This is a genomic window from Falsiroseomonas sp. RANM36 (assembly GCF_056682175.1).
The window spans coordinates 1,046,056-1,066,878 of sequence record NZ_JBWXTD010000003.1 but is presented as its reverse complement, the minus strand read 5'-3'; the positions used below and the strand labels follow the sequence as shown (position 1 = coordinate 1,066,878).

Annotated in this window: 21 protein-coding genes; 8 read left to right on the top strand and 13 right to left on the bottom strand. The window is 72.5% G+C overall.

Translation table 11 applies throughout. From position 1 onward, the window contains the following. Positions 1–14: 14 nt before the first annotated feature. The 4 genes from AC1MIR_RS09910 to AC1MIR_RS09895 are packed head-to-tail and all read right to left on the bottom strand — an operon-like array spanning position 15 to position 3,044. The gene (locus AC1MIR_RS09910; protein ID WP_480028004.1) at positions 15–800 is read right to left on the bottom strand and encodes a (Fe-S)-binding protein; all 786 of its coding nucleotides are present in this window, start codon (positions 798–800) and stop codon (positions 15–17) included. Positions 801–843: 43 nt separating this feature from the next. Further along, positions 844–1,563: a DNA polymerase III subunit epsilon gene (gene dnaQ, locus AC1MIR_RS09905; RefSeq protein ID WP_480028003.1), complete on the bottom strand. Its 720-nt coding sequence runs from the start codon at positions 1,561–1,563 to the stop codon at positions 844–846. A gap of 12 nt (positions 1,564–1,575) precedes the next feature. Further along, positions 1,576–2,214, bottom strand: coding sequence for a dephospho-CoA kinase (gene coaE / locus AC1MIR_RS09900; protein WP_480028002.1), 639 nt, complete (start codon positions 2,212–2,214; stop codon positions 1,576–1,578). Then, a complete protein-coding gene (locus AC1MIR_RS09895) occupies positions 2,211–3,044 on the bottom strand; it encodes a shikimate dehydrogenase (RefSeq protein ID WP_480028001.1) in 834 nt (277 codons plus the stop codon). The genes coaE and AC1MIR_RS09895 overlap by 4 nt, the downstream gene beginning before the upstream one ends. A gap of 110 nt (positions 3,045–3,154) precedes the next feature. Here AC1MIR_RS09895 and gshB point away from each other — a divergent pair, with 110 nt between their 5' ends. Then, entirely contained in the window at positions 3,155–4,099 is a 945-nt protein-coding gene (gene gshB / locus AC1MIR_RS09890; protein ID WP_480028000.1) for a glutathione synthase, read from the top strand. Positions 4,100–4,120: 21 nt separating this feature from the next. On the opposite strand, the gene AC1MIR_RS09885 is transcribed toward gshB, so the two are convergent. After that, positions 4,121–4,369: a GlsB/YeaQ/YmgE family stress response membrane protein gene (locus AC1MIR_RS09885; protein WP_480027999.1), complete on the bottom strand. Its 249-nt coding sequence runs from the start codon at positions 4,367–4,369 to the stop codon at positions 4,121–4,123. A 58-nt stretch (positions 4,370–4,427) separates the two neighbouring features. Continuing rightward, positions 4,428–5,543 carry an alanine dehydrogenase gene (gene ald, locus AC1MIR_RS09880; protein WP_480027998.1) on the bottom strand — a complete coding sequence of 372 codons (1,116 nt, stop codon included), beginning with the start codon at positions 5,541–5,543 and terminating at the stop codon, positions 4,428–4,430. Positions 5,544–5,652: 109 nt separating this feature from the next. Between ald and AC1MIR_RS09875 the strand changes: the two genes are divergently transcribed. Both AC1MIR_RS09875 and AC1MIR_RS09870 read left to right on the top strand, forming a co-directional pair. After that, positions 5,653–6,444: a cyclase family protein gene (locus AC1MIR_RS09875; RefSeq protein ID WP_480027997.1), complete on the top strand. Its 792-nt coding sequence runs from the start codon at positions 5,653–5,655 to the stop codon at positions 6,442–6,444. Positions 6,445–6,595: 151 nt separating this feature from the next. Next, positions 6,596–9,988, top strand: coding sequence for a HEAT repeat domain-containing protein (locus tag AC1MIR_RS09870; RefSeq protein WP_480027996.1), 3,393 nt, complete (start codon positions 6,596–6,598; stop codon positions 9,986–9,988). A gap of 26 nt (positions 9,989–10,014) precedes the next feature. Here the strand turns inward: AC1MIR_RS09870 and AC1MIR_RS09865 are convergent, their stop codons facing one another. Further along, on the bottom strand, positions 10,015–10,368 hold the full coding sequence (locus AC1MIR_RS09865; protein ID WP_480027995.1) for a DMT family protein: 354 nt from the start codon (positions 10,366–10,368) through the stop codon (positions 10,015–10,017). 68 nt (positions 10,369–10,436) lie between these two features. Between AC1MIR_RS09865 and AC1MIR_RS09860 the strand changes: the two genes are divergently transcribed. Both AC1MIR_RS09860 and AC1MIR_RS09855 read left to right on the top strand, forming a co-directional pair. Further along, positions 10,437–11,615, top strand: coding sequence for an MFS transporter (locus AC1MIR_RS09860; protein ID WP_480027994.1), 1,179 nt, complete (start codon positions 10,437–10,439; stop codon positions 11,613–11,615). A 1-nt stretch (position 11,616) separates the two neighbouring features. Then, positions 11,617–11,811: a hypothetical protein gene (locus AC1MIR_RS09855; protein ID WP_480027993.1), complete on the top strand. Its 195-nt coding sequence runs from the start codon at positions 11,617–11,619 to the stop codon at positions 11,809–11,811. A gap of 47 nt (positions 11,812–11,858) precedes the next feature. Here the strand turns inward: AC1MIR_RS09855 and AC1MIR_RS09850 are convergent, their stop codons facing one another. The 6 genes from AC1MIR_RS09850 to AC1MIR_RS09825 form a co-directional block, all read right to left on the bottom strand. Next, entirely contained in the window at positions 11,859–13,148 is a 1,290-nt protein-coding gene (locus AC1MIR_RS09850; protein ID WP_480027992.1) for an AmpG family muropeptide MFS transporter, read from the bottom strand. Positions 13,149–13,202: 54 nt separating this feature from the next. Beyond that, entirely contained in the window at positions 13,203–14,204 is a 1,002-nt protein-coding gene (locus AC1MIR_RS09845) for a patatin-like phospholipase family protein (protein ID WP_480027991.1), read from the bottom strand. 58 nt (positions 14,205–14,262) lie between these two features. Further along, on the bottom strand, positions 14,263–14,676 hold the full coding sequence (locus AC1MIR_RS09840) for a cytidine deaminase (RefSeq protein ID WP_480027990.1): 414 nt from the start codon (positions 14,674–14,676) through the stop codon (positions 14,263–14,265). 63 nt (positions 14,677–14,739) lie between these two features. Then, entirely contained in the window at positions 14,740–15,312 is a 573-nt protein-coding gene (locus AC1MIR_RS09835; protein ID WP_480027989.1) for a hypothetical protein, read from the bottom strand. Between the two features lie 472 nt (positions 15,313–15,784). Next, positions 15,785–17,632: a translational GTPase TypA gene (gene typA / locus AC1MIR_RS09830; protein ID WP_480027988.1), complete on the bottom strand. Its 1,848-nt coding sequence runs from the start codon at positions 17,630–17,632 to the stop codon at positions 15,785–15,787. A 256-nt stretch (positions 17,633–17,888) separates the two neighbouring features. Continuing rightward, a complete protein-coding gene (locus AC1MIR_RS09825; protein ID WP_480027987.1) occupies positions 17,889–18,869 on the bottom strand; it encodes an adenosine kinase in 981 nt (326 codons plus the stop codon). 81 nt (positions 18,870–18,950) lie between these two features. On the opposite strand from AC1MIR_RS09825, the gene AC1MIR_RS09820 reads away from it, so the two are divergent. From AC1MIR_RS09820 to AC1MIR_RS09810, 3 genes are all read left to right on the top strand, one after another. After that, positions 18,951–19,607: an EI24 domain-containing protein gene (locus tag AC1MIR_RS09820; protein WP_480027986.1), complete on the top strand. Its 657-nt coding sequence runs from the start codon at positions 18,951–18,953 to the stop codon at positions 19,605–19,607. Positions 19,608–19,943: 336 nt separating this feature from the next. Then, entirely contained in the window at positions 19,944–20,459 is a 516-nt protein-coding gene (locus tag AC1MIR_RS09815) for a bactofilin family protein (protein ID WP_480027985.1), read from the top strand. Positions 20,460–20,545: 86 nt separating this feature from the next. After that, positions 20,546–20,823, top strand: a 278-nt coding sequence (locus AC1MIR_RS09810) for a hypothetical protein (RefSeq protein WP_480027984.1), incomplete at its 3' end; no start/stop codon positions are given.

Sequence of the window (20,823 nt, the reverse complement as noted above, 5' to 3'; positions counted from 1 at the left end):
GTCGCGCTTCCCCTTCAGGCCTTCGTCTCGCCGATCGGCGCGGTCGCTTCCGTCATGTCGGCCAGCACCTCCGCCACATGGCGCACCTTCACCGGCGCGCCTTCGCGCTTCAGCCGCCCCGCCATGTTCAGCAGGCAGCCCAGGTCGCCGGCCAGCAGCGTGTCCGCCCCCGTCTCGCGGATGTTGCGCACCTTGTCGGAGACCATGCGCGTCGAGATGTCGGGATACTTCACGCAGAAGGTGCCGCCGAAGCCGCAGCACACGTCGCGATCCGCCAGCTCCTTGAGCGCCAGCCCCTCTACCGTGCCGAGCAGTTTTCGGGGCTGTTCCCGCACGCCGAGCTCGCGCAGGCCCGAGCAGGAATCATGGTAGGCGACGACGCCGTCATAGCGCGCCTTCACGCCCTCCACGCCGAGCACATCCGTCAGGAAGGACACCAGCTCGAAGGTCTTCGCGCCCAGCGCCTCCGCCTTGCCGCGGTATTGCGGGTCGTCCTCGGCGAAGAGCGCGGGGTAGTGGTGGCTGATCATCCCCGCGCAGGAGCCGGAGGGCGCGACGACGTAGTCGAAGGGCAGGAAGGCGTCGATGACGTTGCGCGCCAGGTCCTTCGCCGTCATGCGGTCGCCGGAATTGTAGGCGGGCTGGCCGCAGCAGGTCTGCGTCTCCGGCACCTCCACCTGGCAGCCGGCCTCCTCCAGCAGCCGCATCGCGGCGAAGCCGACGGTCGGGCGGTAGAGGTCCACCAGGCAGGTGACGAAGAGCGCGACGCGCGGCGTCCCGTTGGGGCGGGTGTTGGGCATCCGCCCTAGTTAGGGGTTTTGCGCGCCTTCGGGGAGGGCCCGGTCAGCCCGGCTCGGGCGCGGCCGGGGCGAAGGGCGGCTGCAGCCACAGCGGCTCCTTCAGCTTCTTCTCCACGAAGGCCAGGTGGGTGGCGAGCTCCGCCTCGGTCGGGACGATGGGGCGGGGCGTGCGGGCGGGGGGCGCGGCGTCTTCCAGGATCAGGTCGGGGCCGGCGCGGCGGGTGGGCGTGGCGGCCAGGTCCAGCCCCGGCTGCTTGCCCCCCATGAGCTGCAGGAAAACCTCGGCCAGCAGCTTCACGTCCAGCAGCGCGTTGTGGCTGGTCCGCATCGAGTTATCCACGCCGAGCCGCCGGCACAGCGCGTCCAGGCTGTTCGGCATGCCGGGATAGCGGCGCTTGGCGATCTCCAGGCTGTCCACCATGCGGGCCCGGTCGAGCCTCGGGTGGCCGCAGCGCGTGAACTCGGCGTCGAGGAAGCCGAAATCGAAGGGCGCGTTGTGCGCGATGATCTCGGAATCCCGCAGGAAGGCGATCAGCTCATGCGCGATGCCGGCGAAGATCGGCTTGCCGCGCAGCATCTCCGCGGTGAAGCCGTGGACGCGGGTGGCTTCCTCGGGGATGTCGCGCTCGGGGTCGATCAGCACGTGGAAGACCTGGCCGGTCGGCATGAAGTTGTAGAGCTCGATCGCCGCGACCTCGATGACGCGGTCGCCGGCGGTGGGTTCGAGGCCGGTGGTTTCGGTGTCGAGCACGACTTGGCGCATGGGTGTTCCTGGTCAGCGCGTATCCTGCCCCCACCCCGGCCCTCCCCCGCTTCGCAGGAGAGGGAGGCGGCGAAGCTCCCGCACGATGCGGCGGATATGCCGCTGGGCGGCGTGGCGCGACAAGCCGGTTCGGACGATGTGGTCGGCCTTCCTGCGCTTCAGCGCGTCGGGCATCTGGCGGGCGAGGATGGCCTTCAGCCGCTCCTCCGTCATGCCGCGTCGCGCCAGCACGCGGACGCGCTGCACGGCGGCGGGGGCGGAGACGACGATCACCTGGTCCACATGCCGCCGCCCGCCGGTTTCCAGCAGCAGCGGGATGTCCAGAACGGCCACCGGCTCGCCGCGCCGGCGCGCGGCGGCAAGGAAGGCAAGCTCGGCCTTGCGCACGAGCGGATGCACGATCCGCTCCAACCGCGTCAGCGCCGCCGGGTCGCCCAGCACCCGGGCGCGCAGCGCCTCCCGATCCACGCGCCCATCCTTTGTCGTGCCGGGGAAGGCGGCCTCGATCGGCCGCACCGCGGCGCCGCCCCTGCCCTGCAGCTGGTGGACGGCGGCGTCCGCGTCGAAGACCGGGATGCGCAGGCGCCGGAAGGTGTTCGCGGCCGTGGACTTGCCCATGCCGATGCTGCCGGTGAGACCCAAGACGATCATCGGAGATCGTCGAACACGTAGTCCCGCAACTCCGCATCCACCTGCGGCACCACGCCGAACCAGGCCTCGAAGCCCGGCCGCGCCTGGTGCAGCAGCATGCCCAGACCATCCACGGCGCGCAGCCCGCGCGCCCGCGCCTGGGCCAGCACGGGCGTTTCCAGCGGCACATAGACCATGTCCGCCACCACCGCGCCCTGCGGGAGGGGGGAGAGGTCGATCTCCAGCGGCGGCTCGCCCGTCATGCCGAGGGAGGTGCCGTTGGCCAGCAGCGCGGCGCCCTCCAGCGGCGGCGTGGCGGCGACCTCCACCGGGCCGGACAGGTCGCGCGCGATGGCCTCGGCGCGGGCGGGGGTGCGGTTCACCAGGGTCAGGCGCGGGCAGCCCGCATCGAGCAGCGCCGCCGCCACCGCCCGCACCGCCCCGCCGGCGCCGAGGATCACGGCCGGCCCGTCGGCGGCGCGCCAGCCCGGCGCCTGCTCCCGCACGCTTTCCAGGAAGCCGAAGCCGTCCGTGCTGGTGCCGTGGATGCGCTCCTCCCGGAAGACCAGCGTGTTCACCGACCCGGCGCGGCGGGCGACCTCCGAAACCTCGTCGCACAGCGCGAAGGCGGCTTCCTTGTGCGGGATGGTGACGTTGGCGCCGGCGAATCCAAGGTCGCGGAGGCTGCGCACGGCACTCGGGAAAAGCTCGGGCCGGACCGGCAGCGGCACATAGGCCCCGTCCACGCCGTAGCGGGCCAGCCAGAAGCCGTGCAGCCGCGGCGAGCGGGAATGGGAGACGGGCCAGCCGAGGATGCCGGCCAGGCGGGATTTGCCCGTGAGGGTGCGCATGACGGCGAAGTGACCGCGCCGGCCGCGCCGGGTCAATGCCGACCGTCCCCCTTTCCAGCCCGCGGCGGCGGTGCCAGAGGATGGCGACCGACTGCGGGAGTGTTCCGACCATGGCCAAGTCGCTGCGCGTCGCCGTCCAGATGGACCCGATCGCCTCGATCAACATCGACGCCGACAGCACCTTCGCGCTGATGCTGGAAGCCCAGGCGCGCGGCCATGCGCTGTGGCACTACCATGTGCGCGACCTGGCGCTGCTGGGCGGGCGCGTGATCGCGCAGGCGAACCCGATCGAGGTGCGGCGGAAGAAGGGCGACCATTTCACCCTCGGCCCCGCGGAGGAGCTGGATCTCGGCAAGGTGGACGTCGTGCTGATGCGCCAGGACCCGCCCTTCGACATGGGCTACATCACGGCCACGCACATCCTGGAGCATATCCACCCGAAGACGCTGGTGGTGAACGACCCTGCCAGCGTGCGCAACGCGCCCGAGAAGCTCTTCGTCACCCACTTCCCCGAGCTGATGCCGGAGACGCTGATCAGCTCCTCCGTCGCCGAGATCCGCAAGTTCCGCGAAAGGCACGGCGACATCATCCTGAAGCCGCTCTTCGGCAATGGCGGCGCCGGCGTGTTCCATGTGAAGCCGGACGACCCGAACCTGAACGCCCTGCTCGAGATGTTCACCGAACGCTCGCGCGAGCCGCTGGTGATCCAGCGCTACGTCCCCGATGTGCGCAAGGGCGACAAGCGCATCATCCTGGTGGACGGCGAGGCGATGGGCGCGATCAACCGCGTCCCCGCGGCGGGCGAGGCGCGGTCCAACATGCATGTCGGCGGCCGGCCGGAGCCGACCACGCTGACCGATCGCGAGCGCGAGATCTGCGCCGCGATCGGCCCGGAGCTGAAGAAGCGCGGCATGATCTTCGTCGGCATCGACGTGATCGGCGGCTACCTGACCGAGATCAACGTCACCTCACCGACCGGCCTGCAGGAGATCGCCCGCTTCGACGGCGTGTTCCTCGAACGCGCGATCTGGGACGCGATCGAGGCGAAGCGCTGATCCTCCTCGGCGCCTCTTGTATCAGCGCCTTTGGGCGAAGGCGCGGAACAGCGCCAGCAGGATCACGGCGCCGACCACCGCGCCGACGAAGCCCGCGCCGTCGCCCGGCGCATACCAGCCGATGGACTGCCCGATCATCGTCGCCACCACGGCGCCCACGATGCCGAGCAGCGTGGTCACGACGAATCCCCCCGGCGCATTGCCCGGCATCAGGAATTTCGCGACGACGCCGGCCAGGAAGCCGATCAGGATGGTCCAGATGAAGCCCATGGCGACTCTCTCCAGTTTGCGGACGGCGTAGCCGCCGCGCGGGGCGCTTCCGACTTCGTTACGCGAAGGCGCGCTCGACCGGGGTATGCCCGAGGCCGAGCGCCGCCGCCACTGCCGGATGCGTGATGCGCCCGGCATGCACGTTCAACCCCGCCGCGAGATGCGGGTTTTGCGCGCAGGCTCGGGCCAGGCCCTTGTCGGCGATCTGCAGCGTGAAGGGCAGCGTCGCGTTGTTGAGCGCCACCGCGCTGGTGCGCGCCACGGCGCCGGGCATGTTCGTCACGCAGTAATGCACCACGCCTTCCTCGACATAGGTCGGGTCGGCATGGTTGGTGGGGCGCGAGGTCTCGAAGCAGCCACCCTGGTCGATGGCGACATCCACCACGACGCTGCCCGGCCGCATCTCCGCCACCATCGCGCGCGTCACCAGCTTTGGCGCGGCCGCGCCGGGCACGAGCACGGCGCCGATCACCATGTCGGATTCCGCGACCGTCGCCTCGATCGCCTCGCGCGTCGCGAAGCGCGTGTCCACCGCGCCGTTGAACTCCACATCGAGCGCGTGCAGGGCGCGCGGCGCGCGGTCCAGCACCGTCACCTGCGCGCGCATGCCATGCGCGATGCGCGCCGCATTGGCGCCGACCACGCCGCCGCCGATGATCGCGACGCGCGCCCCGGGCACGCCCGGCACGCCGCCGAGCAGGATGCCCGCGCCACCCACCTCCTTCTCCAGGCAGCGGGCGCCGACCTGCGGCGCCATGCGGCCCGCCACCTCGCTCATCGGGCGCAGCAGCGGCAGCCCGCCTTCGGCCTCCGTCACCGTCTCATAGGCGATGGCGCTGGCGCCGGATGCGATCAGCCCCTGCGCCTGTGCCGGATCGGGGGCAAGGTGCAGGTAGGTGAACAGAACCTGCCCGGGGCGCAGCATCGCCCATTCGAAGGGCTGCGGCTCCTTCACCTTCACGATCAGGTCAGTGCTGGCGAAGATCTCGGCCGCGTCCGCGACCACGATGCCGCCGGCGGCCTCATAGGCCGCATCGGGGAAGCCGATTCCGGCGCCGGCATCGCGCTCGACCATCACGCCGTGCCCATGCGCCACCAGCTCCCGCACCGAGCCCGGCGTCAGCCCGACGCGATACTCGTGGACCTTCACTTCCCTGGGCACACCGACACGCATGGGGCACCTCCCGACGCCCGAGGATCGCGCTGGCGCAGGGCGCCGTCCATCGGGCATTCTACCTGCGACAGGTTGAAAATGAGGGCGGGACATGTGCGACGCATGCGTGATGCGGAAGGTTGCCGGCGCGCTCGGCCGACGCGGCGTGCTCGCCGCGATGGCGGCCTCGGTCACCGCGGCGTCGGTGCAGCCAGCGGCGGCGCAGGCGGTGCGCAGCGCGCCGGTCAGCCGCGTGGTGGACCTGACGCACACGCTGCGCCAGGATTTTCCCACCTTCGGCGGCACGCCGGCCTTCGAGATGGAGCAGGCCATGGTGCTGGCGCGCGACGGCTACAACGTGATGAAGTTCACCTACTTCGAGCATGTCGGCACGCATTTCGACGCGCCGATCCACTTCACCGCGGATGGCGCGACGGTTGACCGCATCCCGGCGGAGAGCCTGGTCTGCCCGCTGGTGGTGCTGGACGTGCGCGCGAAGGCGGAAGCCGATCCAGACTACCAGGCGACGCCCGACGACATCGCCGCGCTGGAGCGCCAGCACGGCCGCATCCCGGCCGGCGCCTGCGTCGCGCTGAATTCCGGCTGGGATGCGCGCGCGGACGGCCCGGGTTTCCGCAACGCCTCGGGCAACGCGCTGCGCTTCCCCGGCTTCCGCCCCGACGTCGCGCCGCTGCTGATCGAGCGCAACGTCGCCTCGGTTGCGGTGGATACGCTCTCGCTCGACCATGGCGGGTCCACCAGCTTCGGCTTCCACAAGGCGTGGCTCGGCAGCGGCCGCTGGGGCCTGGAATGCGTCGCCAATCTCGGCGCCCTGCCGCCGACGGGCGCGACGCTGGTCGCCGGCGCGCCGAAGATCGCCGGCGGCACCGGCGGGCATGGGCGCGTGCTGGCGCTGCTGTAGCGAAGGCTGCGCAACCACCGACCGGACCAGGGCAGAATGGTCTCGCGCACGCGCGCGCTCACGCGAATGTAGGTCTTTTCCGTTGCAGCGATCGCGATGAAGGCGGGAATGTCGTCGCATCTCGACACCACCGGGCGCAGAGGTAGCTCAAATGCGCTTCTGGCGTTCTCTCGCCTGCGTCGCGACCGTTCTGAGCCTGCTCGTCGCTGATGCGCGCGCCCAGGAAGGCGAGCATGCGGCGTGGGTCGGAAGCGCCGACGCGCGTGCCGGCGCGCTGCGCGCCCTGCTGGACCCCGTACCCGGGGTCATGGACGAGGCGGCGCTATGGCCGGACATCCTCGTCGTCATCGAGGAAAACGCTGCATCGGACGGGCCCGCATTGGCCGCGCGGCTCTCGCCTCTCCTGCGCGCGAGCGACCCTCGGCTTCGCTTGATGGCGGCGGAGGCATTGGTGCTGCTGCCCGATAGGGACCCTTATCGCATCGGGCCGCCGGAGCAGGAGCGGTCCTTGACTGTCATGCTGAGCGACGGCGATCCGGCGCTGCGCTTGAGGGCTGCGGTGGCGCTGGCGCGATTGCCGGATCTCGTGAGGCCGTTCGAGGCGATGCCGGCCCTGGTGGCCTTGCTACGCGAGCGCGACCCGACGCTGCTCCGGCGGACGGCGGAGGCGCTGGCGCGTCTGCCGGACGGGGCGCGGGCGCAAGCCGTGCCGCCCCTGTTGGCGCTGCTTGGCGAGAGCGATCCGGCGCTGCGCCTGCGGGCGGCGGAGGCGCTGGCGCGGCTGCCGGATGAGTTGCGGCCGGCGAAGGCGGTGCCGGCCCTGGTGGCCTTGCTGGCCGAGAGCGATCCGGCGCTGCGCCTGCGGGCGGCGGAGGCGCTGGCGCGGCTGCGGGATGATGTGCGGCCGGCGGAGATGGTGCCGGCCCTGGTGGCGTTGCTCGGGGCGAGCGACGCCCGGCTGCGCCAGAGGGCGGCGACGGCGTTGGCGCGATCGCCGGATGCGGCACGGGTGGAGGCGGTGCCGGCGCTGGTGGCGGCGCTGCGCGGGGGCGATCCCGATCGTCGCCTGGGGGCGGCGGAGGCGCTGGCGCGATTGCCGGATGGGGCCCCGGCGGAAGCGGTTCCGGCCCTCCTGGCGCTGCTCCGGGCGCGCGATCCCTGGCTGCGGCTCTGGGCGGCGGAGGCGCTGGCCGGCTCGCCGGACGGGGCACGGGCGGGCGCGGTCCTGCTGGATTTGCGCCGCGAGACCGACCCGCGGCTGCTGCTGCGGGCGGCGGAGGCGCTGGCGCAACTGCCGGGTCTGGAGGGGCCGGCGGGGGTATCGACACTGGTATGGGCGCTGCACCTGCACGATCCGGACCTGCGGCAGGAGGCGGCCGAGGCGCTGGCCCGGTTGCCGGATGGGTTGGCGGAGCAAGCGGTGCCGGACCTGGTCGATTTTCTGCGCGCGGGCGATCCCGAGCTGCGCAAGGCGGCGGCGGAGGCGCTGGCACGATTACCCGCCGGGGCACGCGGCGCCGACTTCCCTGCCGCGGAGGCTGCGCAGGACGTGAGGATCGAATGGCAGCTCGCGCTGGCCAGCGCCCCGGCCGGGGCGGCGCAGGCCATGGGCTTCCTCGCGGCAGGGGCCGAGGATGCGCGAGCGCGGCGACCCGGATGGCGCGCGCTCGCCCATGTCGCTGCCGGCCGCGATCCGGCGGCGCAGAGCCTGCTCGACTGGCTCGGCTTGCCGGACGGCATGGCGCCGCTTGCCCGGGCGGAGATTCGGGGCAGGCCGGCCGAGGCGGCCGGTCTTCTGCGCCTGCTGAACGACACTTGGCCGCAAAGCCCGGGGTTGCGCGACGAAGCGACCCGCCGCGTCGTGGAGATCGTGGCGCTGGCCTGCGACGACCGGCCGGGTGCAAGCCCTCCGGAGTCAGGCCGCATCCTGCCGGCTTGGCTCCCCTTCGGCACCGAGACGCGACCCTGCTGGACGGCCGAACAGCGCGAGACCCTGGCGAAGCTCCGGGACCGCATGCCGGAAGGCACGGCGAAGCGGGAACTGGGCCGTCATCTCGATGCGGGCGGCATCCCCTGGGCTGCGATCCTAAAGAACGGGTTTGCCGCGATCGGCGGCCTCGGCATGATTGGCTGGACGGCCTTGCTGCTCGCGTTCCCCTACAGCGCGCGCATCCAGGCCCTGCTGCTGTTCCAGCCGCGCGCGCGCCGGGCGTTCGGCTTGCCCGTGATGTTCGTGCCGGAACTGGTGATCTGGCTGGTGCCCGGCACACGGCGGTGGCTGCTGTCGCCGTTCCGCGAGACCCTGCGGGCGAGCGCCGGACTCGCCGCCTTCCGGCCGGAGGAATGGTTTGCCGGATCGCAGGTGGTCAACCGGCGCAGCGGCGAAAGCCTGCCCATCACGCAGGCGATGCCCGCGCTGGACCGGCTGATCATCCTCGAGGGCGAGCCCGGCCTCGGCAAGACGATGTTCCTCCGCTGGCTCGCGGTGCGGCACAGGGGGCCGCTGGCCTTCGTGAACGCCCGGGAATGCGAGAACGGCGTGCTGGAGCGGGTCGGCGCGATGATCCACGATTTCCAGCTGGAGGACGCCGACGGCAAGCGGGATCTCAAGTCGCTTCGCAGCCTGATCTACACCGGCGACCTCGCGCTGGTGATCGACGGGCTGAACGAGGTTTCCGCGCAGACGCGGGCCAGCATCATGGATTTCTGCCGCGACATGCCGCGTGCGGCGATCATCGTGGCGACGCAGCCGCTGAGCTGGCAGCCGCCCGATGCCGCTTCCTTCTGGACCCTGCAGCCGCTCGACCGCCCGCAGATCGCAGAGTTCCTGAAGATGCGCGCCGGCTCCCTGCCCGAGGGGCGCCCGGTCACGGGTGCCGCCTTCGAGGCGAAGGCGGAAGCTTGGCTCATCGAGAAGCTGGATCGGGCACCAAGCGCCGAGGAAGGCGCGCTGACGCAGGTGCTGCTGTCCAACCCGTTCGACCTGACTTTCGCGGCGGACCTGATCTCGCGCGGGGAGAGCCCGGCGCCCACGGGCCTGATCGAGGCGGCGTTCCGCCTCGCCTGTGCCGAGTACGAAAGGCTTCACTACCGGCCTTTCCCGATCCCCAGATTTTCGGAACTGGCCTATGAGCGGCGCCTTGCCGACCGGAACGACCTGTTGCAGGGCGAGGCACGCGACGAGGTCGAGCCGCTCGGCAACTTCCGGCTGCTGCGCCTGTGGGACCGCAAGGGCAACCCGGACGAGAATGTCTGGCGCTATCGGCACGACAAGGTGATGAACCTGTTCCTCTATCGCGCCTTCGAACAGCATCCCGCGCGCCTCGAAGAGCATGAGGACGACCCGCGCTTCCGCGGGGTGTATCTGATCCTGGCGCAGCAAGCGCCCGAGGCGGTCGCGACGGCGCTCCGCGACCGCCTGGTGGAGCGCGCCGCGCATACGCAGGACCATTCGCTGAGCGACGCCTATGTGAAGCTGCTTGCGGCGCGCAAAAGCTCGAGCGCCGCGGCCCAGGCGTCGCCTGCCTTCGCGGCGGTTTCCTGACGGCGAACGCCGGACGGCAACTGGATCTACGGCCGTGCCTCGACCGGCAGGAAGATGAACACCACGGCCGCGACCAGGCAGGCGCCGGCGGCCCAAAAATTCCAGCGGAGCTGCTCGCCCAGGAAGGCCACGCTGAACACCGCGAAGACGGCCAGCGTGATCACCTCCTGCATCACCTTCAGCTGCTGCGCGGTGAAGGTGCCGTAGCCGATCCGGTTCGCCGGCACGGCCAGGCAATACTCGAAGAAGGCGATCCCCCAGGAGAGGAGGATCGCCAGCCACATCGGCCAGGACGGCGCCTTCAGGTGGCCGTACCAGGCGAAGGTCATCAGCACGTTGGAGGCGATCAGCAGCAGCGGCGTGAGCAGGAAGGGCGACATCTCCGGTCCTTGGCGGTGCCGCGCGCAGTCTGGCGCTGTGCCCCGTCCGGCGCCACCGTGGGCCCCGCATGGGCGCCGATGCGACATCCCGGCCCGCGAAGCTGCCGCGCACGGTGGTCGCGCTCGGCCTCGTCTCGCTCTGCATGGATGTCTCCTCGGAGATGATCCACGCGCTGCTGCCGGTCTTCCTGGTCGGGCTCGGCGCCTCGGTCGCGCTGGTCGGCGTGATCGAGGGCATCGGCGAGGCGACGGCGCAGATCACCAAGCTGTTCTCCGGCGTGCTGTCGGACTGGCTCGGGCGGCGCAAGCCGCTGGTGCTGGCGGGCTACGGGCTGGCGGCGCTCACCAAGCCGCTGTTTCCGCTGGCCACCGGGCCGGGCACGGTGCTGCTGGCGCGCTTCCTCGACCGGATCGGCAAGGGCGTGCGCGGCGCGCCGCGCGATGCGCTGATCGCCGATGTCACGCCGCCGGCCGATCGCGGCCGGGCCTATGGCCTGCGGCAGTCGCTGGATACCGCCGGCGCCTTCATCGGGCCGGCCCTCGCCATCGCGCTGATGCTGGCCTTCGCCGAGATCCGGCTGGTGTTCTGGGTCGCGGTGCTGCCGGCGCTGGCCGCCGTGGCGCTGGTGCTGTTCGTCGTGCGCGAGCCGGCCGATGCGCCGCGCGCCGCGAAGCGTCCCTTCCCGCTGCGGCGGTCGGAGCTCGCGCGGCTGCCGGGCGCCTATTGGCGGGTGCTGGCGATCGTCGCGGTCTTCGGCCTGGCGCGGTTCAGCGAGGCCTTCCTGGTGCTGCGCGCGCAGCAGGCCGGGCTGCCGCTGCCCTGGGTGCCGCTGGTGATGGTGGCGATGAACCTGGTCTACGCGCTCGGCGCCTATCCGCTCGGCGTGCTGGCCGACCGGGCGGACCGGCGGCAACTGCTGGCGATCGGGGTGGCGCTGCTGGTGGCGGCGGATCTGGTGCTGGCGCTGGCGGCGTCCTGGCCGCTGATCTTCGTCGGCGCCGCGCTCTGGGGGCTGCACATGGCGGCAACCCAGGGCCTGCTTTCGGCGATGGTGGCGGATGCGGCGCCGGCCGAACTGCGCGGCAGCGCCTTCGGTGCCTTCAGCCTGGTGCAGGGGGTCGTGCTGTTGCCTGCCAGCGCGCGGGCGGGGCTGCTGTGGGATGCGGGCGGCCCGGCGGCGACCTTCCTGGCCGGCGCCGGCATCGCGCTGGCGGCGGGACTGCCGCTGTTGCGACGCGGGGGTTGAGATGCGCGCGCTGCTGATCGGTGCCCTTCTGGTTGCCGGCTGCACGATGCGCGACGACGCGCGGCCCGCGCTGCCGGGCCCGGCCGAAGCGGCACCGCCGGCCGGCCATGTCGTGCGCGCGCGGATCGAGCCCGCGCCGCCCGCGCCCGCAAGGCCCGACCCCGCCTGCGCCATCGGCGCGTGCCTGTCGCCCTGATTCCCTGCGAAGCGCGGCCCGGCCGGATCGCGCCGGCCGCAGGCGGATCAGTCCGACCGCTGGTATGAGCCCGCCTCCAGCGGGTCGGGCATCGCCCGGCCTCCTTCCCGTGGCGGCAGGCGCGACAGGAGAAACAGCATGATCGCCATCGCCGGCAAGGCCGCGACGGTGGTCAGCACGAAGAACCAGGACCAGCCGAGCCCCTCCGCCAGCCAGCCCGATGTGCCGGCCAGCGTGCGCAGCGGCACGGCGGCCAGCGAGGACAGCAGCGCGTATTGCGTGGCGGTGAAGGCGCGGCTGGTGAGCATGGACAGGTAGGTGACGAAGGCCGCGTCGGCCAATCCGTCGGTGAAGTTCTCGACGCCAACCTGCGCCCAGAGCATCGGCATGGAATGCCCAGCCTGGGCGAGCGCGACATACATCAGGTTCGACAGCATCTGCAGCAGGCCGGTCACGACCAGCGCCCGCGCCGTGCCGAGCTTCGCCACGACATAGCCGCCGGCCATCGCGCCGGCCAAGGTCGCGACCAGCCCGAAGACGCTGCTGACCGCCGCCACCTCCAGCCGCGAGAAGCCGAGCGCGCGATAGAAGGGCGCGGTCATCACGCCCGCCAGCGCCTCGCCCAGCTTGAACAGCGTGACGAAGGCGAGGATCGCCACCCAGTAGCGCCGGCGCATGAAGTCGGCGAAGGGATCCACCACAGCGGCGCGGAGACGCTGAGCCCAGGTCGTGGCGGCGACGGCCTGCGCCGCCGGCTCCTTGCCCAGCAGCACGGCCAGGAAGCCGATGCCGACAAGGGCCGCGCACATCGCGAAGGCCGCGGTCCAGCCGGCGAATTCCGCCATCGCCAGCGCGCCGGCGTTGGAGGCCAGCAGCGCGCCGCGATAGCCCCAGATGTAGCAGGCCAGCCCGTAGCCCTGCTGGCGTTCCTCCAGCACCTCGATGCGGTAGGCATCCACCACGATGTCCTGGCTGGCCGAGAGGAACGCCACGAGCACCGCGATCGTGACCGTCACCTGCGCGGCGGAGGCCGGGTCGGTGAAGCCGAGGGCGAGGATCGCCGCGGCGAGCAGCGGCTGGATCGTCGCCAGCCAGCCGCGGCGCCGCCCCAGCGCGCGGAAGAAGGGCGGCGGCGCATGGTCCAGCACCGGGGACCAGAGGAACTTGAAGGCATAGGCGAGGCCGATCAGCGCCGTCAGCCCGATCGCGGCCAGCGAGATGCCGCTCTCGCTCATCCACTGCCGCAGCGTGAAGCCCGTCAGCGGCAGCGGGATGCCGGCCGCGAAGCCCAGCGCGAGCATGACCAGGAAGCGGCGGTCGCGGAACAGCTCGGCCAAGCGGGACTCCGGGGCGCGTCTTCCGTCCGTCCTACCGCGCCGCGCCGCGCCGCGTCATCCCTCCGGCCGGACGACGACCGAAGCGGCCTCGAACAGGCTCGGCGCCATCTCCCGCCCGAGCGTGGCGAGGCGGCGCAGATGCGTGGCGGAACGGTCGAGCTTCGACGCGTAGGACAATTCCTCGAGCGGCAGCGCCACCTCCCGCACGGTGATCGGGCGGTAGCCGAAGCGCGCGCCCAGCGACGGCGCTGCGGCGAGCAGGCGGTTGACCAGGGCGATGCCCGACAGCTCCTGGTCCAGCGGCAGATTGCCCGCCATCTCGTTGCGGCGGTCCTCGATCGCCTCGGCGGTGCGCGGCTCCTCCCGCCGGCCGAGCGGATTCAGGCGGACCACCCAGATCTCCTCCGGTTTCTCCGGCAGGTCGAGCAGTGCGCGGATCGGCGGGTTGTGGGCGTAGAGCCCGTCCCACCACAGCCGCCCGCGCGCCTCCACCGCGCGGAACCGCGGCGGCACGGCGGCGGAGGCGACGATGTCGTCGAGCGTGAAATCCGCCGCTTCGCCCTCCCGCGCCGCGCCGCCGCCCCGCAGCACATCGGCGACGCCCACGCGCAGGAAGGGGCGCGCGCGGGCGGCGGCGTCGGCCGGCAGGTCCTCGGGCCGCATCCAACGCGCCAGCAGCGTGCGCAGCCGCGGCTCGGCGGCGGGAGAATAGGCGTAGGGGCTGGCATTGACGGTGAAGGGCAGCGTGAGGAGCAGCTGCGTCCAGGCGTTCAGCCAGGCTTCCATCGGATCGCTGGCGGCGAGCTCGTGCCAGAAGCCGGCCAGCCGCTTCACCGCCTCCTCCGGCCCGCGCGCCAGCAGCCCCGACCAGGCGAGCGCGGCGCAGACCGCACCGCCCGAGGTGCCGGACAGCGCGAGCGGCAGGAAGCGGTCGCGATGCGCGGCCGAGAACAGCGCCTGCAGCACCCCGGCGGTGAAGGCGGCATGGCTGCCGCCGCCCTGGCAGGCGATTGCGACCTTCGGGGCGACCTTCGGGGCGACCTTGGGCGCGGCCATGGACAACTCCGTGCTGCGGCGCAGCAAAAGCTATCGCAGGGGCGGCGAGCGGCGAAAGTCAGCCCTGCTCGAGCGCCGACGCGCTGAACGCCCCGGGCAGCAGCTTGCCGATCGTCGTGGCGCCGATCGTCCCGGACGCGTCGCGCGCAATCACGCGCAGCGCGCCGTCCGGCGAGAATTCCGACAGCACCTGGCGGCAGATGCCGCAGGGCGTGATCGCGACGCCGTTCGGCCCGGCGATGGCGATGGCCTGGAAGCGCGTGCGCCCGCTTGCCACCGCGGCGGCCACGGCGGTGCGCTCGGCGCAGATGCCTGCCGGGTAGCTGGCATTCTCCACATTGCAGCCGCGCTGGACGGAACCGTCCGCGCAGAGCAGCGCCGCGCCGACCTGGAAGCGCGAATAGGGCGCATAGGCGCTGGCGCGGGCGGCCTCGGCCTCGGCGAGGAGGCGGGCATCGGCATCCGGGGTCATGGCGGCGAGCCTACAGCACGACCCGCGCGGGGTGCATCCGTTGGACGCGGATGGCGCTCGGCCCTAGGCCAGCAGCTCCAGGCGGTAGCATTCGCGGAACGCGGCCACGGCCACCTCGTCGGCGGCGATGAGGATCCCCCGGCGCTCCAGCAGACACGGGCCTTCGGTGGGCCGCGCCTCGGCCAGCAGGTGCCGCCGCAGGGTCAGCGCCTGCAGCATCGCGGTGTCGGGCAGGATCTCGGCGCCGAAGGCCTCCTGCATCGCCGGCCCCATCCGGCCCGGAAGCCACCAGAGATCGCAGCAGGCCAGCGGCACCTCGCCCCGCCGCAGCCGCATCCGGCGATGGCGCGGCCGCTCGCCCGGCGTCATCGCCAGCCGCTCCGCCAGGTCGTCGTCGGGGCGGGGCCCGATCGGCATGGAGCGCGGCTCGGCCACCACGTCGCCGTCGCCGATGTCATGCAGCCGGCACCAGTCGCGCAGCGCGATCGCGGGCTTCGGCCCGAGTGCCACGTGCAGGGAGAGCCGGGCGGCCAGGACATGGCGCGGCGGGCGCGCCGCGTTCCGCCGCGACGACGGCGCCGGCCCGGACCGACGCGCTTCGGCATGGTCCGGTGCGGTCGGGGAAGCGGCGGTCATCGGGGCCTCCTGTCGGACGGGTGCCTTCCCCGTCCTGACCCGATCCTTCCGCGGCGGATGGCAAGCGCGCGGTGCGCAAAGTCACAGCGCGCGCGTGCGCGCCGTGCGGGGAGAGGCGCAAGGCGCCCGGTGCCGCCGACGGGACCATCGCGGGGCTGGGCGATTCCGATCGGGACGCGGTTGGACCGGCGTGGCAGCATCTCGCCCGATGACCGGCCAGACTGCCACCGCCACGGGCGGCAGCGTGGTCAATCAGATCGCCGGCAGCGGCAACACCGTCTCCACCACCCGCCGCTGACCGCCCAACGACTCGGGTTTGGGGGTGCGGGGGGGCGGGGGCGCGGGCCCGGGGGCCCCCCCGGGCGCCGCCCCCCCCCCCCGGGCCCCCGGCCCCCCCGCCGCCGGGCGGGGGCGCGGCGGGCGCCCCCCCCCCCCCCCCCCCCCCCCCCCCCCCCCCCCCCCCCCTCTCACGTCACGCCGCCGCTTCGCCCTTCACCGGCAGCCCTTCGGCGCGGCGGGCGTTCTTCTTGCGCTCGTGCGGGTCGAGGTAGCGCTTGCGCAGGCGGATCGCGCCCGGCGTCACCTCCACCAGCTCGTCATCCTCGATGTAGGAGATCGCCTGCTCCAGGCTCATTCGCCGCGGCGGGATCAGCAGCAGCGCGTCGTCCTTGCCCGCGGCGCGGATGTTGGTGAGTTTCTTCTCCTTCACCGGGTTCACCTCGAGATCCTCGCCACGCGAGTTCTCGCCGATGATCATCCCCGTGTAGACCTTCGCACCCGGGTCCACGAACAGCGCGCCGCGCTCCTGCAGGTAGAACAGCGCATATTGCGTCGTCTCGCCGTCCACGTTGGAGATGAGCGACCCGTTGCGCCGCCCCTCGATCGGGCCGGCCCAGGGGCCGTAGCCGTGGAACAGGCGGTTCATCATGCCGGTGCCGCGCGTGTCCGTCATGAACTCCCCGTGGTAGCCGATCAGCCCGCGCGAGGGGATCAGGAAGGTCAGCCGCACCTTGCCGCCGCCCGAAGGCCGCATGTCCTGCATCTGGCCCTTGCGGATCGAGAGCTTCTCGACGACGACGCCGGAATAGCCCTCGTCCACATCCACCAGCACTTCCTCGTAGGGCTCTTCCTTCTCGCCCGTCTCCGGGTTGTCGCGGGTCAGCACGCGGGGGCGGCCGATGGTCAGCTCGAAGCCTTCGCGGCGCATCGTCTCGATCAGCACGCCGAGCTGGAGCTCGCCGCGGCCGGCCACCTCGAAGGCGTCCACTTCCTCGGACACCTTCACCTTGATGGCGACGTTGCCCTCGGTCTCCTTGAAGAGCCGGTCGCGGATCTGGCGCGAGGTCACCTTCTTGCCCTCGCGGCCGCCGAGAGGGCCGTCATTGATGCGGAAGGTCATGGCCAGCGTCGGCGGGTCCACCGGGATGGCGTGCAGCGGCTCCGTCACCTCGGGGGCGGCGATGGTGTCGGGGATGGTCGCGTCGGAGAGGCCCGCGATCGCGACGATGTCGCCCGCCTGGACCTCATCGACCGGCACGCGCTCCAGGCCGGAATAGGTCATCAGCTTGGTCAGGCGCCCCGTCTCGACCACGGTGCCGTCCTGGCGCAGCACGCGCACGGGCATGTTGACGCGGGCGACGCCCTGCTCGACGCGGCCGGTCAGGATGCGGCCGAGGAAGTTGTCGCTCTCCAGGATCGCGGCGTTCATCGCGAAGGGCTTTTCCAGTTCCACCTTCGGCGCCGGAACATGGCTCAGGATCAGGTCGAACATCGGCGCTAGGTCCTTGCGCGGACCATCGAGCGACAGGTCCGCCCAGCCCTGGCGGCCGGAGGCGAAGAGCGTGTGGAAATCCAGCTGCTCGTCATTCGCGCCGAGCGCGGCGAACAGGTCGAAGACCTCGTTGTGGACCTCGTCGGGGCGCGCGTCGCCGCGGTCCACCTTGTTGATCACGACGATCGGCTTCAGCCCGCGCGCCAGCGCCTTGGTCAGCACGAACTTGGTCTGCGGCAGCGGGCCCTCGGCGGCGTCGCAGAGCACGATGGCGCCGTCCACCATGGACAGGATGCGCTCCACCTCGCCGCCGAAATCGGCGTGGCCGGGCGTGTCCACGATGTTGATCTTCACGCCCTTCCATTCCACCGCGGTGGACTTGGCCAGGATGGTGATGCCGCGCTCGCGCTCGAGGTCGTTGCGGTCGAGCGCGCGTTCGGCCACCTGCTGGTTGGCGCGGAAGGCGCCCGCCTGCTTGAGGAGGTTGTCCACGAGCGTGGTCTTGCCGTGGTCAACGTGCGCGATGATGGCCACGTTGCGGAGCTGCATGATCGAAGTCCGGTTCGTTGCTTTGCAGGCGCGATTCACGACGTGGGCGTTTCCGCCTCCGACGACCGCGCCCGACGGCCCGACCTTTCAGACCCCCGGGCAACCGTCACGAAACGGTCATCCAGGGCGAAACGCCGAGCCTTTGGCTTGATGCGGCGCACACATAAGCGCGCCGCCCCCAAAAAGCGAGCGTGAATCGGCGCGGGCAGGGCTCCGGCGCCGTCCTCGTCCCGCGCGGCGCCGGAAAAGCGCCAGGTCAGGCCGCGACGAGCGCCTTCAGATCGGTCTGCGGCCGGGCGCCGAAATGGCTGATCGCCTCCGCCGCCGCCACCGACCCCCAGCGCCCGCATTCGCCGAGCGGCCAGCCCCGCGCATGGGCCGCGAGGAAGCCGGCGGCATAGGCATCGCCGGCGCCGGTGGTGTCCACCACAGTGGTCGGCACGGCCTTCACCTCCGCGCTCGCGTCGCCGGCGACCACAACGCTGCCCTTCTCGCTGCGCGTCACGGCCGCCAGCCCCACCTCCTCCCGCACGGCGGCGAGCGCCGTGGCGAAGTCCTCGGTCTCGTAGAGGGAGAGCAGCTCGGCCTCGTTCGCGAACAGGATGTCCACCTCGTGCCGCACCAGGTCGCGGAAGGCGGCGCGGTGGCGGCCGACGCAGAAGGGGTCCGACAGCGTCAGCGAAACCTGCCGCCCGGCCCCGTGGGCGATCTTCGCCGCCTTGCGGAAGGCGGCCTGCGCGGCCGGCGGATCGAACAGGTAGCCTTCCATGTAGGTGACGGCGGCCGAGGCGACCTCGGCCTCGTTCACGTCCTCCGGCCCGAAATGCACGCAGGCGCCGAGGAAGGTGTTCATCGTGCGCTGCGCATCCGGCGTCACCAGGATCAGGCAGCGCGCGGTCGGCGCCCCGCCGACGAGTGGCGACGAGGGAAAGCGCACGCCCGCCGCGCGTATGTCATGCGCGAAGACCTTTCCCAATGCATCATCCGCCACCTTGCCGAGATAGCCGACGCGCGCGCCGAGCGCCGCGGCCACCGCGCAGGTGTTGCCCGCGGACCCGCCCGAGCTCTCCACCCCCGGCCCCATCGCGGCATAGATCCGCTCGGCGGCCGCGGCGTCGATCAGCGTCATGCTGCCCTTGGCCATCTCATGCGCCGCGAGGAAGGCATCGTCCGCGCGGGCCAGCACGTCCACGATGGCATTGCCGATGCCGAGGACATCGAGGGCAGGAGAGGTCATGGGCGCGATGGTCTCGATCACGGGGAGGTTGCGGGACAGGGGAATTGCCGGAACCGGTTCGGCGAAGCTAGTCCCTGGCGCATGCTCCGCCCCCTCTTCCTCGCCATCGGCCAGGTCACCGACCCGGCCTTCCGCCGCCCGCTGCTGCTCGGCGCCGGCCTGGCGCTTGCCCTCGGACTGGCGCTCGCGGCCGGGGTGAGCTGGGGCGTGGGCTGGCTCGCCGGCGGGGAGGGCTGGCTGGCTTCGCTGGCGGCCGCCGCCGGCGGGCTGCTGGCGCTGCTCGCTCTCTGGTGGCTGTTCGTGCCGGTGCTGCTGGCGATCGCGAGCATCTTCACCGACGGCGTCGCCGCGGCGGTCGAGGCGCGCAATTACCCTGGCCTGCCGCCGCCCGCCGCCGCTTCCGCCGCGGCCCAGGCCTGGGCGGGCGTCAAGCTGGCGGCGCAGATGGCGGCGCTGACCCTGGTGATGCTGCCGCTGTCGCTGCTGATCCCGGTGATCGGCCTGGTCGCGCTGTGGGCCGTGGCGGCGATCGGCCTGGGCGAGGGGCTGTTCCAGGGGGTCGCGATGCGCCGCATGTCGCCGGCGGCGGCGAAGGCCGCGGCGCGGTCGCTGCGCTGGCGGATCTGGGGCCTGGGCGCGGTCTTCGCCCTGCTCGCCGTGGTGTCGCCGCTCAACCTCTTGGTGCCGGTGCTGGGCACCGCGGCGATGGTGCATGTGCTCCACCGCAACACCGTGTGAAATCGGCAACGAACCGCTGGCGGACGCAGCCGCAAAGCCTGTGGACAACTGGCCTGGAGCGGGCATCGGGGCGTTGTGCCGGCGCGGGGGTGCGTGTTAGCCCCAGGGGCTGGCGCCGGGGCGATGGAATGCCTGCCGGCGCCCCGGCGCGCAGCGTCGGAACGTCATGCCGGCGCGGCCCTGCCGTGTCGTCTCGCGAGGGGGGCCTGCCGCGCCATGAACGTCTTCCGCCGCCGCGATTCCGCCACTCCGGAGCCGCAGCCGGCCACCGTGCCGACCGCCCGCGATCCCGATCTGGGCGTGCCGCCCCGCCTTCCACCCAGGGATAATCCGACCATGAGCCTTGCGCCAAAGCCCGGCACCGCGCCCACCCCGCCCGTCGGCCCGACGCCGCCTTCCGGCACCGCGATCCCGCCGCGCCCGACGCTCGGCGCCGCGCCCGGCATCGGCGCCCCGCCCGCGCCGCCGCCGCGCCCGGCCAGCAGCGATCGCCGCACCCTCGTCGTCGGGCGGGGGATCAGCCTGCAGGGCACCGTGAGCGAGGCCGAGCGCCTTGTCGTGGAAGGCACGGTCGAGAGCCAGATGATCCAGGCGACCGAGCTCTCCATCAGCGAGACCGGCGTGTTCAAGGGCGAGGTCCAGGTCGAGGACGCCGAGATCGCCGGCACCTTCGACGGCACCATCACCGCCCGCGGCGCCCTGGTGATCCGCGCCACCGGCCGGGTGATCGGCGTGGCGCGCTGCCGCCGCCTCTCGGTCGAGGAAGGCGGCCAGGTCTCCGGCCGCATGGAGATGCTGGGCGAGGCGCAGGCCGCGCCGCCCGCGCCCCTCCCGGTTCCCGCCGAAGCCTGATGCGCGGGCCGGCACGCGCGGGGCTCCTGCTCGCGCTGCTGCTGCCCGCCGCCTGTGCCCAGCCCGGCCCGTCCCAGACGGCGCAGGTGCTGGAGGAGGTGCTGGCGACGCACCAGGCCAGCATCGCCGGCGTGCAGGGCCGCGCGGCGGCAGCGGCGAGTGCCGCGGAGCACGCGCCCTCCGTCCCGGCGGGCGCCGCTGCGGATGCGGGCGCTCCGGCGACCGGCACGCAGCCGGGCGCCGCCCGCGCGCGACCAGTAGACGGGCGGCCGGCCGGCGCCATGGGGGGCGGCGCCGCCGACATGCGGGCTGTCAAGCACCGAGATCGCCGCGCCGGTGAAGCCGCCCAGCATGCCACCGAGCA

What these genes read in the sequence shown, in the direction of transcription:
- AC1MIR_RS09910 (WP_480028004.1), bottom strand. Translation starts at nt 800, where the DNA reads ATGCCCAACACCCGCCCCAACGGGACGCCGCGCGTCGCGCTCTTCGTC.
- dnaQ (WP_480028003.1), bottom strand. Translation starts at nt 1,563, where the DNA reads ATGCGCCAAGTCGTGCTCGACACCGAAACCACCGGCCTCGAACCCACC.
- coaE (WP_480028002.1), bottom strand. Translation starts at nt 2,214, where the DNA reads ATGATCGTCTTGGGTCTCACCGGCAGCATCGGCATGGGCAAGTCCACG.
- AC1MIR_RS09895 (WP_480028001.1), bottom strand. Translation starts at nt 3,044, where the DNA reads ATGCGCACCCTCACGGGCAAATCCCGCCTGGCCGGCATCCTCGGCTGG.
- gshB (WP_480028000.1), top strand. Translation starts at nt 3,155, where the DNA reads ATGGCCAAGTCGCTGCGCGTCGCCGTCCAGATGGACCCGATCGCCTCG.
- AC1MIR_RS09885 (WP_480027999.1), bottom strand. Translation starts at nt 4,369, where the DNA reads ATGGGCTTCATCTGGACCATCCTGATCGGCTTCCTGGCCGGCGTCGTC.
- ald (WP_480027998.1), bottom strand. Translation starts at nt 5,543, where the DNA reads ATGCGTGTCGGTGTGCCCAGGGAAGTGAAGGTCCACGAGTATCGCGTC.
- AC1MIR_RS09875 (WP_480027997.1), top strand. Translation starts at nt 5,653, where the DNA reads ATGCGGAAGGTTGCCGGCGCGCTCGGCCGACGCGGCGTGCTCGCCGCG.
- AC1MIR_RS09870 (WP_480027996.1), top strand. Translation starts at nt 6,596, where the DNA reads ATGCGCTTCTGGCGTTCTCTCGCCTGCGTCGCGACCGTTCTGAGCCTG.
- AC1MIR_RS09865 (WP_480027995.1), bottom strand. Translation starts at nt 10,368, where the DNA reads ATGTCGCCCTTCCTGCTCACGCCGCTGCTGCTGATCGCCTCCAACGTG.
- AC1MIR_RS09860 (WP_480027994.1), top strand. Translation starts at nt 10,437, where the DNA reads ATGGGCGCCGATGCGACATCCCGGCCCGCGAAGCTGCCGCGCACGGTG.
- AC1MIR_RS09855 (WP_480027993.1), top strand. Translation starts at nt 11,617, where the DNA reads ATGCGCGCGCTGCTGATCGGTGCCCTTCTGGTTGCCGGCTGCACGATG.
- AC1MIR_RS09845 (WP_480027991.1), bottom strand. Translation starts at nt 14,204, where the DNA reads ATGGCCGCGCCCAAGGTCGCCCCGAAGGTCGCCCCGAAGGTCGCAATC.
- AC1MIR_RS09840 (WP_480027990.1), bottom strand. Translation starts at nt 14,676, where the DNA reads ATGACCCCGGATGCCGATGCCCGCCTCCTCGCCGAGGCCGAGGCCGCC.
- AC1MIR_RS09835 (WP_480027989.1), bottom strand. Translation starts at nt 15,312, where the DNA reads ATGACCGCCGCTTCCCCGACCGCACCGGACCATGCCGAAGCGCGTCGG.
- typA (WP_480027988.1), bottom strand. Translation starts at nt 17,632, where the DNA reads ATGCAGCTCCGCAACGTGGCCATCATCGCGCACGTTGACCACGGCAAG.
- AC1MIR_RS09825 (WP_480027987.1), bottom strand. Translation starts at nt 18,869, where the DNA reads ATGACCTCTCCTGCCCTCGATGTCCTCGGCATCGGCAATGCCATCGTG.
- AC1MIR_RS09820 (WP_480027986.1), top strand. Translation starts at nt 18,951, where the DNA reads ATGCTCCGCCCCCTCTTCCTCGCCATCGGCCAGGTCACCGACCCGGCC.
- AC1MIR_RS09815 (WP_480027985.1), top strand. Translation starts at nt 19,944, where the DNA reads ATGAGCCTTGCGCCAAAGCCCGGCACCGCGCCCACCCCGCCCGTCGGC.